This is a genomic window from Oceanobacillus manasiensis (assembly GCF_000724085.1).
In the GTDB taxonomy this organism is placed as follows: Bacteria; Bacillota; Bacilli; order Bacillales; family Amphibacillaceae; genus Oceanobacillus_B; species Oceanobacillus_B manasiensis.
In genome coordinates, this window is the sequence record NZ_CCDL010000001.1 from 1,707,388 (window position 1) to 1,720,112 (window position 12,725).

The window sequence follows — 12,725 nt, forward strand, 5'->3', positions numbered from 1 at the left end:
TATGAAACAACAAGCTTTACCTAAAGTGGTCGTAGTAGGGGGCGGTACAGGGATGCCGGTTCTTCTAAGGGGACTAAAGAATTTACCAATTCATTTAACCGCATTAGTAACGGTAGCTGATGATGGTGGGAGCACAGGGAGACTAAGATCCGAAATGTCCATCCCGGCACCAGGCGATATTCGCAATGTTATTGCCGCACTTTCAGATGCGGAGCCTATGCTCATTGAGCTGTTTCAGCATAGATTTAATGCCGGCAATGGATTGTCAGGGCATTCTATGGGAAATCTGTTATTGGCAGCCATGACTGCCATAACAGGTAATTTTAATACAGGGATAAAAGAGATATCTCGAGTACTGAATGTAAAGGGTAAAATCTACCCTATTTCTAATGACAATATGTCCCTTCACGCAAAGATGAAGGATGGGACAATTGTTTCTGGAGAATCGAATATCCCATTATCCAATAAGCAAATCGATCAAGTGTTTTTGAGCCCACAACCTGTACAGCCATTACCAAACGCGGTTCGGGCGATCGAAAATGCTGACCTAGTCGTTATCGCTCCAGGTAGCTTATATACAAGTATCATGCCAACTGTCATTATGCCAAAGATTGATGAGGCTATCCGCAAAACGAAGGGGAAAGTGGTCTATGTCTGTAATGTCATGACCCAAGAAGGGGAAACAACTGGTTACACGGCCTCTAATCATGTTCAGGCTATTCGGGATCATATCGGAGAAGATAGTGTGGATGCAATTGTCGTACATAATGAGCCAATTGTAAGATCAGTACGGGAAATTTATGCTGAAGAAAACGCTGAGCCAGTAATTTATGATACAGATACACTCCTTAAAATGGGAATCCAGATTATTGAGGGAGATATTATAGATCATTCTCAACAAATGCTTAGGCATGATAATGTTAAAGTAGCAAACCTGCTTTATTCCATTTTAAAGAAATAAAATGTACAGGTTACAAGCATTAACGTAGCAAAGAAAATTGGGAAATAGAGAGGGGGGACGCCCAATGTCATTTGCATCAGAAATTAAAAAGGAACTAACGGCAATTGAAGTGGATGAATGCTGTAAAAAAGCGGAGCTCGCTGCCCTTATTCGTATGAATGGTGCCATCTCACTATCAAGGCAAAAATATGTGCTTGATGTTCAGACAGAAAATGCTGCAATTGCCAGAAGAATTTATACTTTAATTAAATCCCTCTTTGATCTACCTGTGGAACTTTTGGTACGGAAAAAAATGAAGTTAAAAAAGAATAATGTATACATTGTGCGAATGAAAGAAGAAGTTCAAGACCTACTTGTAGATCTTGAAATATTAAAATCGCCACATACATTCAGTAGAACAATATCCAGTAATTATATGGAGAAAAACTGTTGCAAGAGATCCTATTTACGAGGTGCTTTTCTTGCTGGTGGTTCTATTAACAATCCAGAAACGTCATCCTACCATTTAGAAATATTCAATTTTTATCAAGAACATAATGATGCGCTATGTGAGCTTATCAATGAGTTCGACCTTCATGCACGAAAGCTAGAACGAAAGAATGGCTATATTGTATATATGAAGGAGGCTGAGAAGATTACAGAGTTTCTAAGTATCATTGGTGCGCACAATGCCTTATTTAAGTTCGAAGATGTACGGATTGTAAGGGATATGCGTAATTCTGTTAATCGACTCGTTAACTGTGAAACAGCCAATCTTAATAAAACAATTGGTGCAGCATTCCGTCAAATTGAAAACATTAATTTAATTGAGCGATCTGTAGGACTTGATCAGCTTCCGGAAAAGCTAAGAGAAATTGCGGTGTTACGTGTGCAACACCAGGATGTTTCGTTGAAGGAGCTTGGAGAGTTAGTAAGCAGTGGCAAAATTTCTAAGTCTGGAGTTAATCACCGACTGAAGAAAATAGATGAATTTGCAGAAAAAATTAAACGTGGAGAGTTACTTGGGAATGGGTAAAGATTTTCTTTTTCATTTCTCCATGATATAATACGAATAATTTAAAAAATTTAGTGATATAATGCTTTATAGATCCGGTGTAGGCGAAAATACAGCCAAACCGGATTGTTTTACACAACGAATGATAGCGCTTACTAAGGAGAGGTGATGGTGATGCAGGAGAAACAAGTTAAAGTGGGGTTAGCAGCAGGCTTACAGGCTAGACCAGCTGCAGAATTTGTTCAGTTAGCAAACCGGTTCAGTTCACATTTGTACTTAGAAAAGGAAGGTAAGCGAGTTAACGCTAAGAGTATTATGGGTCTAATGAGTTTAGCGGTTGCCAGTAACGAGGAAATTATAATCCTAGGTGATGGAACGGATGAACAAGAAGCAATCCAAGAGTTGACAGCCTTTGTTACAGAATAAAAATCCCTTTCTTTATGAAAGGGATTTTTTGAGTTTAAGTAAATTATTTATCTGTGTTACGTTCTAAAATTTTATCGATTAACCCGTAATCAACTGATTTCTGAGCAGTCATAAAGTTATCTCGATCTGTATCACGCTCAATCACGTCAATTGGCTGTCCAGTACGATCTGATAGAATTTCATTGATTTTCTCACGCATTTGGATAATACGTTTTGCATGAATTTCAATATCAGTAGCTTGACCTTGCGTTCCGCCAAGTGGTTGGTGAATCATAACTTCACTGTTCGGAAGAGCATAACGTTTCCCTTTTTCACCTGCAGCAAGTAAGAAAGCACCCATTGATGCAGCCATTCCAGTACAGATAGTAGAAACATCTGATTTAATAAACTGCATTGTATCATAAATAGCCATACCTGCTGTAATGGAACCACCTGGAGAGTTGATATAAAGAGAAATATCTTTTTCAGGATCTTCCGCTTCTAAGAAAAGCAATTGTGCCACGATTGAATTTGCTACATTATCATCAATCGCGCTTCCTAGCATAATAATGCGGTCTTTTAAAAGACGTGAGTAAATATCATAGGCGCGTTCTCCACGGTTCGTTTGTTCAATAACTGTAGGAATTAAATTCATTTGTAAATCCTCCTTCAATTGTTTCACTTTATCCATGTATTGGATTGGATATACTTATCATACCTAATAGGTCAAAAAAGGTCAAATAAAATAGATCGACAAGTTTCACCGTAATAGCATCATACTATGTACATTCCTCCATTATTCCCGTTTGTAAGGAAAATAAACCCATCTTCTCTTAATAACGTTTAAGAAAAATGAAACGAAAGAGAAGAGGGGTAGAAGGGGATACCTCGCAACTTTATCGTTTTAATCTTGGATCCAATGCATCTCTTAATCCATCTCCAAACAAATTAAATCCGAGTACGACCAAAAAGATAGCTAGACCTGGAAAGGCAACGACCCAAGGTGCATTCTGTATAGCGGCACGTCCATCACTTAACATGGCTCCCCATTCAGGTGTGGGCGGCTGAGCACCAAGACCAAGGAAGCTTAAGCCTGCTGCATCCAATATCGCAGTACCAACGCCTAGAGTAGCTTGGACAATAATTGGTGCTACACAGTTTGGAAGAACGTGCTGTATAAGAATCCTGCCATGCTTGGCCCCAATTGATTTGGCAGCCTCTATATATTCGTTCTCTTTAATAGATAATACCGCTGAACGTACTATTCTCGCAAATTGGGGAATACCCACTATACCGACCGCGATCATCGCATTTTGGAGACTTGGGCCAAGTACAGCCACAAGTGCAATTGCCATAAGAATACTTGGAAAGGCCATCATGATGTCGATAAAACGCATCACCAATTGATCAATCCAACGACCATAGTAGCCAGCAATACCTCCAAGGAAGACACCAATTACCAGCGATATCCCTACTGCAATAACGCCAATCTGAATAGAGATTCTTGTCCCATAAACGATCCGAGAAAATATGTCCCTCCCGAGTTCGTCTGTTCCGAGTAAGTAAGCTGAAGATGGTGCTTGATAACGATTGACGATATCTTGGTCAGTAGGATTATGTGTGGCAATTACAGGTGCAAGAATGGCAGTTAATACAAGTAATACAATAATAATCACCCCGACAAGGGCGGTTTTACTTTTTATTAATCGTAATCCAGCTTCATACCACAAGGGAATAGGCTTTGATTTTTTTAAGGTTTCTCCACTTCCTGTGCTCGGTAAAGGCTCTGGAGTGCGCGCCATCGTATTCACATCCTTTCCATTGCTGTGCAACGCAATTATTCATACCGGATCCTCGGGTCAAAATACTTATACAGGAGGTCAGTTAATAAGTTAACTAATACAAATATGGTCGCGACAACTAATATCGTGCTTTGCACAACCGGATAATCTCTGCCCAGGACGGCTAAATATACATATCGTCCGATACCTGGCCATGAAAATATCGTTTCCGTAAGCACTGCCCCTCCAAGCAATAGACCAAATTGTAATCCTATTACCGTAAGAACAGGAAGAAATGCGTTTTTTAAAGCATGACGAAAGATGATCAATCGCGTTTTTAAACCTTTTGCGTCTGCGGTACGAATATAATCCTGCTTCATTACTTCTAACATACTGGAGCGGGTCATTCGAGCAATAATCGCCATTGGTATAGTTCCCAAAGCGATACCTGGCATTATTAAATGTAAAAAGGCATCTTTAAATGCACGGAAATTCCCTGTCAGTAGACTATCTAGCAGATAAAAATTTGTTATGGTATTTATTTCAGTACCTGGTGTCAGTCTTCCAGAAGGGGGGAGAATATTAAGTTTGACAGAGAAGAACCAAATCATCATAAGACCAAGCCAGAAGATGGGGAGTGACACACCAAATAAAGCACCTGTCATACTGATGTTATCAAACCAGGAATATTGTTTTACTGCTGCAATTACTCCCGCGAGAATTCCAATCGTTACAGCTAGTAACATAGCAAACAAGGTAAGCTCCATGGTTGCTGGAAGCTTATGTAACAATTCATATCCAATAGATTCCTTTGATTGGATAGATTGTCCCAAATCACCCTGAAGGATATCTCCTACAAAACGTCCGTACTGAACAATATATGGATCATTTAGTCCCAGCTCTTGGCGAAGTGATTCCAGTTGAGCCTCTGTTGCCTTTTCTCCAAGCATACTGCGTGCAGGATCCCCGGGAATTAAGTGAATGAGTGAAAAGGTAATGATGGAAACACCAATAAGGACGGGTATGAGCATCAGTAAGCGTTTGCTAATATATTTAAGCATGAAACACACCTCCTTTTATGGAGTGCTGCCCTGTACATAAAGGCAGCACTCCTGTTCAAAATGAATTACTCTTGAATATCAAGCATATTAAAAGGTTCACTTCCAGTAGAATGTGGCACGTAATCACTTACCTTTTGGTTTGCCGCAATTGGAGGCGTCGTATGAGCAATCGGGAACCAAGGCGCATCCTCATGAATTAATTCCTGAGCTTCCAAATACAGTTCTGTTCGTTTTTCTTGGTCCATCTCTGTTTGTGCAGCTTTAAGCAAATCATGGACTTCATCATTTTTATAGAAAGCAATGTTTCCAGCTGAACCTACTTTTGCATTGTCTTTATCGAGTAAAACATAAAGGAAATTGTCCGGATCGCCATTGTCACCGGTCCAGCCTAAAAAGGCCATGTCATGTTCCCCATTTTCTGTGAGGGACAAATGGGTATCCCAGTCGCTTTCGATGATTTCTACGTTAATGTTTACTTCTTTCAACATTTCCTGGATTGCCTGTGCACTCACTTTAGGCTGAGGCATGTATGGTCTCGGATTTGAAAACGTATTTAGAGTAATATCAAAACCATCAGCGAATCCTGCTTCAGCAAGTAATTCTTTTGCTTTTTCAATATCATAGCCATAGTCTTCTATGTCATCATTAAATCCCCATAATGAAGGTGGTAGAGGATTTTTAGCAGGCTTGCCAATACCTTCATATAAAGAAACAAGCTTTTCTTTATCAATAGCTAGGTTAATTGCCTGACGAACTTCTTTTTCTGCAAGTGGTCCTTCTTTATCTGTGTTCATCGCCATATAACTAACATTCATCGATGGTCGTTCGATAATCTGTAAGTTTTCATCTGCATCAATTGTTTGAATATCCTGTGGGTTTAAACCAGTCATCATATCAATGGAACCTGACTGCAGTTCCATAAAACGCGCACCGTTATCAGGGATAGTACGGAAGATAACTTTATCTACCTTTGCTGTATCTCCGAAATATTCTTCGTTTTTGATAACCGTAATGCTGTCATCTGGAACCCATTCACTAAAAACAAATGGTCCTGTGCCAATAGGGTTTTTAAAATAGTCTTCTCCATGTTCTTCAACTGCTTCAGGGCTGGCAATTCCGAATGGAGGCATTGCCAGTGTTTGTAGAAATGGAGCATTAGGCTCACTTAAGGTGAAAGTAACTTCGTAGTCACTAGTAGCTTCCACGGATTCAATGATGCCACCTAAATCCTCTTCCGAAGCTCCAAACATATAACCATAATAGATAAATTCTGCCGATGTCGCCCAGCGCTCGAAATTAAAGACTACGTCCTCTGCTGTAAATTCACTACCATCATGGAAAGTAACATCATCACGTAACTGAAAAGTCCACGTTAATCCGTCTTCACTTGGGGTCCATTCTGTTGCGAGTGCTGGTTTTACTTCTGTACTGTCTTCCTCATAACGTACAAGTGTGTCATAAATCTGGTTTGTAACATAAATGGATTCGCCATCTGTTACTTTTGATGGGTCTAATTGAATGGAATCTGCTCCGCGGCCAAATATGAGTGTTTTATCACCCGTGGCATTTTCAGTATCCTTCTCTTTTCCTGATTCGTTACTAGAATCGCCATCATCACCGGTACACGCACTAACAACAAGTAACATCGCAAACAACAAGACCAGTATTCCAAACCATTTTTTGTTTATCAATATGAATCCCCCTCGTATGATTTCTTTCAATGTTTCTAGAAGCAGTATGATTAATTCATCACCTCCTTTGCAAAATGGCAAGCGGCCATTTGCCCTGATAAGGATACTTGTTTCATATTCGGTTTTTCACTACGACAAATTGCTTCGGCAAATGGACAGCGAGTATGAAACTTACATCCTTTTGGTGGATTGGCTGGTGATGGAAGATCACCTTTTAGGATGATTCTCTCCTTTTCTTGATGAGGATTTGCTTTTGGTACAGCAGATAGAAGAGCCTGTGTATAAGGGTGTTTGGGTGATTCATAGACTTCTACTGCATCGCCAATCTCGACAAGCTCACCTAAATACATGACGGCGACTCGATCACTTATATGGTGGATAACACTTAAATCATGTGCGATAAAAAGGTATGTTAATTTAAATTCCTCTTGGAGTTCTTCTAACAAGTTTATAACTTGGGCTTGTATGGACACATCCAAGGCGGAGACTGGCTCGTCACATATGACAAGCTCGGGATTTAGTGCCAAAGATCTGGCAATGCCAATCCGTTGTCTCTGTCCGCCACTGAATTCATGAGGGTAGCGAGACTTATGATAGGAACTCAAGCCAACTACATCTAATAAGCGGTTCAGCTTTTCCGTCCGTGTTGCTTTCTCTATCTCAAATATTTTCATTGGCTCCGTAATAATCTGCTCAATTGTTTTCCGTGGATTTAGAGAAGCATAAGGGTCTTGAAAAATTAGCTGCATTTCCTTACGTAGTTTTCGCATACGTTCTCCACGAAAAGTGGTTATATCCTCTCCTTTATAAATAAGCTGTCCCTCGGTGGGTTCTGTCAATTTTAATATGGATCTACCCGCAGTAGATTTGCCACAGCCACTTTCCCCGACTAAGCCCAGTGTTTCCCCGTGTTTTATAGAAAATGAAATACCATCCACTGCTTTTACCATTTCTTTATTTCGCGAAAATAGGGAAGTACCTTTTATAGGAAAATGTTTTTTAAGATTTTTCACTTCCAATAATGGTCTCATTGAATGATTCCTCCTTGCTGAAAGCGTCGTCATGAAGAAAGCATCTGACAGCATGGCCGTCTGCCACATTTTTTAACAGGGGATCAGACTCCAGACAACTCTCCATTGCATATTTACAGCGTGGTGCAAAACTACAGCCAATAGGGAGAGAACGCAGATCAGGTGGCATACCCGTAATAGCTTCTAGTTTTTGCCTTTTTTCCGTTATTTTGGGGATCGAGTGCATAAGTCCGAGTGTATAAGGGTGTTTTCCATTATCAAAAAGCTTTGTTGTTTCCGTGTATTCTGCCGGCTTTCCTGCATACATCACCATCACCCTGTCACATACTTCGGCCACTACACCAAGATCATGTGTAATCATAACGATTGCCATATCGAGTTCTTTCTGCATTTTTTTAAACAACTCTAAAATTTGCGCTTGAATGGTAACATCCAAAGCGGTAGTTGGCTCATCTGCAATGAGCAGGGAGGGATTACATGATAAAGCGATTGCGATCATAACTCGTTGCCTCATGCCCCCACTAAATTCATGTGGGTAATTATGAATTCTATTTTTGGCATCTGGTATTCCAACAAGGTCTAATAACTCCAATGCCCGAGCAAAAGCTTGTTTTCTAGTTAGCTTTTCATGAGTCAAAATGGTTTCAACCATTTGTTTTTCTACGGTAAGTACTGGGTTAAGTGAAGTCATGGGATCCTGAAAAACCATGGCAATTTCTTTTCCTCGAATTGACCGCATCTCTTTAGGAGATTTTTTCAATAAGTTGTCACCCTTAAACAATACTTCTCCATCCACAATCCGCCCTGGGGGAGAAGGAATTAGACCAAGAATGGATAATGCTGTAATACTTTTTCCTGAACCGGATTCACCGACGATTCCTAGTGTTTCTCCTGGTTTCACAGAAAAGTCCACCCCATCAACTGCTTTCACCACACCGGATTTGGTAAAAAAATGTGTATGCAGGTTTCTTACTTCAAGAAGTGATGAATCATTTTGCATAGGACTCCTCCTCATAGATTGCTGCTCGTAAATTATATGAAACATGCCCATGGATTAATAACTTACTAGTAAAAAATGGTACTTTCGTTCCTTTTTTCAAATTAGAGAAGTAAAAAACTTTATCCAGGAAGCAAAGGGTATATAGTTAGAGATTAGAAGTCCTAACTATAAGAAAAACTTAAACACTCGCTAAAAAATGAGCGAATACGAGTTTTTCTTTAATAAAATGCTTGTATCTGACATTCAGGGGAGTTATAATAGCCTATGTGTCTTATTTAAGAAATAGAATTTGCGCCCGTAGCTCAGTCGGATAGAGCACTGGTTTCCGGTACCAGGTTTGTCGGGGGTTCGAATCCCTCCGGGCGCGCTATAAAAAGAAAGAGACAGCTTTTGGAAAAAACCAAGAGCTGTCTCTTTTTGTTCTTATAATGAAAGTATTATTTCTTCAGCGGCTTCGTCGATGGATAAATGGTCTGTGTTGATTTTTAGATGGTATGTCTGATAGATTTTTTCTCTATCATGGAACAGAGCTTTCATTTCCTCAAGACTCTTCCCTTGTAGGACGGGTCTTGTTTCAATGAGTTGCTCACAGCGCTTGACCCATTTTCCCCAAGAAAGCTCTAAGTGAATGACATAACAGTTGGCCATACATATATCTTTCACCTCAGGCTGCAGAAAAGCCCCGCCACCTAGAGAAAGAACTTTCTTATCTACCTTACTATATTTATCAATCATTTCCTTTTCTTTCTCCCGAAAATATGCTTCTCCATATTCACGGAAAATTTCCGGTACAGTGAGCTGATGCACTTTTTCTATCTCTGCATCAATATCGATTAGCTGTCTCCCTGTCTTTTTCGCTAGGGCTTGTCCAATAGAAGTTTTTCCAACACCCATAAATCCAGTTAAAGCAATACTTTTTTTATCTTCCCGGTTCATCGTCACCCTCATTTCAAAATATGATTTATTCTAGTATAGGGGAAACATCCAAATTTGTAACGGTGTTTCTAAATAGATTTGTTTTGATAACGCCGCTTAGATCTACCAAGAAAAACAACTATCAAATTAACTAAAAATATTGTGATAAAGATGATAGAATAGTGTTAACTTAATAACCGCGGGAGGGAAAGTAGATGAATCCAATTCAGGTGAGAGACGTTACAGTAGGAGAAGGAATACCTAAGATTATTGTTCCTTTAATGGGAGCGACAGAGAAGGAACTACTAGAAGAGATTACATACATAGAAGAATTAAAACCTGATTTACTTGAATGGCGTGCTGATTTTTTTCAACGTGTCGCTGACTTCTCGGTTGTAGAGCAGATACTTCGCTTATTACGAGAAAAATTACCTGCCATCCCATTAATCTTTACCTTTCGAACGGAACAAGAGGGCGGAAACTGTCCAATGCATGTAGAAGATTACTTTAACCTGTTAAACGTTGTCCTCGATTCAAATAAGGTGGATCTCATAGATATGGAATTACTCACTGATGAGAGCATGCTGCAACAAACGATAGACCATGCAAAGCAGCAAGGTGTAAAAATAATTCTATCAAACCATGAGTTTTCTCATACACCTGCAAAGGAAACCTTGCTTTTTCGCCTACAAAAGATGGTCTCACTAGGCGCTGATATCTCTAAAATTGCTGTTATGCCACAAAGCGTGAAAGATCTTTTGACATTGTTAGATGTAACACAGGAGGCAAAAAAATCAGAATGCCCCCTTATTACCATGGCTATGGGGAAATTAGGTTTGTTAAGTCGTCTTTCAGGTGAGGTATTTGGAAGTGCTGCAACATTTGCTGCAGGAAAGCAAGCTTCAGCTCCAGGTCAGATTTCGGTTGCCGAACTAAGAAAAGCATTACAGATCATTCATCAGCATTCATAATAATTATTGAGGTGATAATATGAAACTAGTCAGCTACAGAAAAGAGAAAAATAGCCCGTTTCAAATGGGGGTATTATTAGATACAGATAAAGTACTTGATTTACAAGATGCAAATAAGCAACTGGAATTAAGTGGGGAAGCTAGATATGAATTTCCTGCAGATCCGACTGCTTTTTTTACAGGTGGATTCGAAGCTGTAGAAAAGGCAAGGCAAGTAGTGGCATATGTTGAAAGTAATCAGGTAGAATCAATGCAATTTGACAGGGACGAAGTGGAATTAGGAACACCAATTTCCAAACCAGGTAAGATCATCTGTGTTGGGAAGAATTATGCCGAGCATGCAGCAGAAATGAAAAGTGACATATCAGAACACCCTGTTTTATTCGCCAAGTTTGCTAATTCCTTAATTGGCCCAGAGGACGTCATTGTGAAGAGCCCATTAACTAACAAGCTTGATTATGAGGCTGAGTTGACTATTGTAATAGGAAAGGAAGCTTCACATGTTCAGCAAGAACATGCTGTGGAATATATTTTAGGTTATACCATTGGGAATGACATTTCCGCCCGTGACCTACAAAAACGTACACCACAGTGGTTACAGGGAAAAACGCTTGATCGAAGTACACCTGTCGGACCTTGGGTTGTGACAGCAGATGAAATTGCTGATCCTGCTAATCTGGAAATAAAGTCATTTGTGAATGGGGAGAAACGACAATCTTCGAATACAAAGCATCTGATTTTTAATATCCCATACCTTATCGAATTTATCTCTTCCATTATGAAATTAGAAGCGGGGGACATTATTCTAACAGGTACACCAAGTGGAGTCGGCCTTGCTATGGACCCACCAGGTTTCTTAAACGATGGCGATTTAGTTACGGTAGAGATTGAGAACATTGGTAAAATGGAAAACAAGGTTGAGGCTTACGGATAAAAGAGTTTTATCCAATGGCTAACTTACGACATAATCACATATGTAATAACACAAAAGCCTAGTGATCATTCAAGATCGCTAGGCTTTTAAATGGTATAAACTCTAATCAGTGTCCTTTACTTTTAAACTTGCCTCCATGTACTTCCTGTGTGTCCATAATGGTGGTAAAGGCAGATGGGTCAATACCATGAACAATAGTTTTTAGCTTGGCCACTTCTAATCTCGTCACCACAACATAGACAACTTCCGTGTCGGTTTCCTGGTAGCTGTTCTGACCATAAAGCTTGGTGACACCTCTACCAAGCGTTTCCCCTATCTCGTCTGCAATTTCACTTGTTAAATTCGTTACGATAAGGGCGGCTTTTGTTTCGTTAAAACCTTGCCCTACAGCATCAATCGTCTTGGACGCAATGTAATAGGTTAGAATGGAAAACATTGCCTGTTCCCAACCGAGCACAAAGCCTGCCCACAGGAAGATAAATATGTTAATGAACATTACAAATTCCCCGACAGAGAAAGGTATTTTCCTCGATAATATGATACCTAGAATCTCTGTTCCGTCCAATGCGCCTGAGTTGCGGATGACAATTCCCACACCTGCCCCAAGTGTAAGTCCACCAAATACAGTTGCCAGCAATGTGTCATCTGTTATGGGAGCTATATGGTGCAACGAGGATTCCACTATAGCAAGAGCTAAAATACTAAACAGTGAGGAAAATAAAAAATCTTTTCCGAGGCGTTTAAGTCCGGCATACAAGAATGGGATGTTAATGAGTAAAACGAGGACCCCAAAACTAAAACCGGTTAGATAAGTGATTAATAGAGAGGTACCGATAATCCCGCCGTCAATAATTTCATTTGGTACGAGAAATAGTTCAATAGATGCAGCTGCTAATGCTGCTCCAAAGAAAAGCATTATATATCTGATGATAAGATGACCAATGCTTTCCTTCTTTCTTTTATTGTGTGGCATAAAGCAAA

The 12,725-nt window shown here is 39.8% G+C and carries 13 protein-coding genes and 1 tRNA gene; 6 read left to right on the forward strand and 8 right to left on the reverse strand.

Annotation, left to right across the window (positions count from 1 at the left end):
- Nucleotide 1: 1 nt before the first annotated feature.
- From BN985_RS08365 to BN985_RS08375, 3 genes are all read left to right on the forward strand, one after another.
- On the forward strand, nucleotides 2–961 hold the full coding sequence (locus tag BN985_RS08365; RefSeq protein WP_042222524.1) for a gluconeogenesis factor YvcK family protein: 960 nt from the start codon (nucleotides 2–4) through the stop codon (nucleotides 959–961).
- A gap of 64 nt (nucleotides 962–1,025) precedes the next feature.
- A complete protein-coding gene (gene whiA / locus BN985_RS08370) occupies nucleotides 1,026–1,976 on the forward strand; it encodes a DNA-binding protein WhiA (protein ID WP_042222526.1) in 951 nt (316 codons plus the stop codon).
- A 153-nt stretch (nucleotides 1,977–2,129) separates the two neighbouring features.
- The gene (locus BN985_RS08375; protein ID WP_042223056.1) at nucleotides 2,130–2,381 is read left to right on the forward strand and encodes an HPr family phosphocarrier protein; all 252 of its coding nucleotides are present in this window, start codon (nucleotides 2,130–2,132) and stop codon (nucleotides 2,379–2,381) included.
- A gap of 43 nt (nucleotides 2,382–2,424) precedes the next feature.
- Here the strand turns inward: BN985_RS08375 and clpP are convergent, their stop codons facing one another.
- The 6 genes from clpP to BN985_RS08405 all read right to left on the reverse strand — a co-directional run bounded on the left by clpP (nucleotide 2,425) and on the right by BN985_RS08405 (nucleotide 8,924).
- Nucleotides 2,425–3,051: an ATP-dependent Clp endopeptidase proteolytic subunit ClpP gene (clpP, locus tag BN985_RS08380; protein WP_269635268.1), complete on the reverse strand. Its 627-nt coding sequence runs from the start codon at nucleotides 3,049–3,051 to the stop codon at nucleotides 2,425–2,427.
- A 205-nt stretch (nucleotides 3,052–3,256) separates the two neighbouring features.
- The gene (gene nikC, locus BN985_RS08385) at nucleotides 3,257–4,171 is read right to left on the reverse strand and encodes a nickel transporter permease (protein WP_408634678.1); all 915 of its coding nucleotides are present in this window, start codon (nucleotides 4,169–4,171) and stop codon (nucleotides 3,257–3,259) included.
- Between the two features lie 26 nt (nucleotides 4,172–4,197).
- Nucleotides 4,198–5,202 (reverse strand): ABC transporter permease, encoded by a 1,005-nt coding sequence (locus BN985_RS08390; RefSeq protein WP_042222532.1) that lies wholly within the window; start codon nucleotides 5,200–5,202, stop codon nucleotides 4,198–4,200.
- 65 nt (nucleotides 5,203–5,267) lie between these two features.
- Complete coding sequence (locus tag BN985_RS08395) at nucleotides 5,268–6,893, reverse strand: ABC transporter substrate-binding protein (protein ID WP_232225561.1); 1,626 nt, start codon at nucleotides 6,891–6,893, stop codon at nucleotides 5,268–5,270.
- Nucleotides 6,894–6,943: 50 nt separating this feature from the next.
- A complete protein-coding gene (locus tag BN985_RS08400; RefSeq protein ID WP_042222533.1) occupies nucleotides 6,944–7,924 on the reverse strand; it encodes an ABC transporter ATP-binding protein in 981 nt (326 codons plus the stop codon).
- The gene (locus tag BN985_RS08405) at nucleotides 7,893–8,924 is read right to left on the reverse strand and encodes an ABC transporter ATP-binding protein (protein ID WP_042222535.1); all 1,032 of its coding nucleotides are present in this window, start codon (nucleotides 8,922–8,924) and stop codon (nucleotides 7,893–7,895) included. Before BN985_RS08405 ends, BN985_RS08400 begins: the two co-directional genes overlap by 32 nt.
- 291 nt (nucleotides 8,925–9,215) lie before the next feature.
- Here BN985_RS08405 and BN985_RS08410 point away from each other — a divergent pair.
- Nucleotides 9,216–9,291 (forward strand) — tRNA-Arg (locus tag BN985_RS08410).
- A 56-nt stretch (nucleotides 9,292–9,347) separates the two neighbouring features.
- Here the strand turns inward: BN985_RS08410 and BN985_RS08415 are convergent.
- Nucleotides 9,348–9,860, reverse strand: coding sequence for a shikimate kinase (locus BN985_RS08415; protein ID WP_156960103.1), 513 nt, complete (start codon nucleotides 9,858–9,860; stop codon nucleotides 9,348–9,350).
- 194 nt (nucleotides 9,861–10,054) lie between these two features.
- On the opposite strand from BN985_RS08415, the gene aroD reads away from it, so the two are divergent.
- The gene (gene aroD / locus BN985_RS08420) at nucleotides 10,055–10,810 is read left to right on the forward strand and encodes a type I 3-dehydroquinate dehydratase (protein ID WP_042222539.1); all 756 of its coding nucleotides are present in this window, start codon (nucleotides 10,055–10,057) and stop codon (nucleotides 10,808–10,810) included.
- Nucleotides 10,811–10,829: 19 nt separating this feature from the next.
- Nucleotides 10,830–11,744 carry a fumarylacetoacetate hydrolase family protein gene (locus BN985_RS08425; RefSeq protein ID WP_042222541.1) on the forward strand — a complete coding sequence of 305 codons (915 nt, stop codon included), beginning with the start codon at nucleotides 10,830–10,832 and terminating at the stop codon, nucleotides 11,742–11,744.
- Between the two features lie 106 nt (nucleotides 11,745–11,850).
- Here the strand turns inward: BN985_RS08425 and BN985_RS08430 are convergent, their stop codons facing one another.
- Nucleotides 11,851–12,717 carry a YitT family protein gene (locus tag BN985_RS08430; protein WP_042222542.1) on the reverse strand — a complete coding sequence of 289 codons (867 nt, stop codon included), beginning with the start codon at nucleotides 12,715–12,717 and terminating at the stop codon, nucleotides 11,851–11,853.
- Nucleotides 12,718–12,725 lie beyond the last annotated feature (8 nt).

What these genes read in the sequence shown, in the direction of transcription:
- whiA (WP_042222526.1), top strand. Translation starts at nt 1,026, where the DNA reads ATGTCATTTGCATCAGAAATTAAAAAGGAACTAACGGCAATTGAAGTG.
- BN985_RS08405 (WP_042222535.1), bottom strand. Translation starts at nt 8,924, where the DNA reads ATGCAAAATGATTCATCACTTCTTGAAGTAAGAAACCTGCATACACAT.
- aroD (WP_042222539.1), top strand. Translation starts at nt 10,055, where the DNA reads ATGAATCCAATTCAGGTGAGAGACGTTACAGTAGGAGAAGGAATACCT.
- clpP (WP_269635268.1), bottom strand. Translation starts at nt 3,051, where the DNA reads ATGGATAAAGTGAAACAATTGAAGGAGGATTTACAAATGAATTTAATT.
- BN985_RS08390 (WP_042222532.1), bottom strand. Translation starts at nt 5,202, where the DNA reads ATGCTTAAATATATTAGCAAACGCTTACTGATGCTCATACCCGTCCTT.
- BN985_RS08400 (WP_042222533.1), bottom strand. Translation starts at nt 7,924, where the DNA reads ATGAGACCATTATTGGAAGTGAAAAATCTTAAAAAACATTTTCCTATA.
- BN985_RS08415 (WP_156960103.1), bottom strand. Translation starts at nt 9,860, where the DNA reads ATGAACCGGGAAGATAAAAAAAGTATTGCTTTAACTGGATTTATGGGT.
- BN985_RS08425 (WP_042222541.1), top strand. Translation starts at nt 10,830, where the DNA reads ATGAAACTAGTCAGCTACAGAAAAGAGAAAAATAGCCCGTTTCAAATG.
- BN985_RS08430 (WP_042222542.1), bottom strand. Translation starts at nt 12,717, where the DNA reads ATGCCACACAATAAAAGAAAGAAGGAAAGCATTGGTCATCTTATCATC.
- BN985_RS08365 (WP_042222524.1), top strand. Translation starts at nt 2, where the DNA reads ATGAAACAACAAGCTTTACCTAAAGTGGTCGTAGTAGGGGGCGGTACA.
- BN985_RS08375 (WP_042223056.1), top strand. Translation starts at nt 2,130, where the DNA reads ATGCAGGAGAAACAAGTTAAAGTGGGGTTAGCAGCAGGCTTACAGGCT.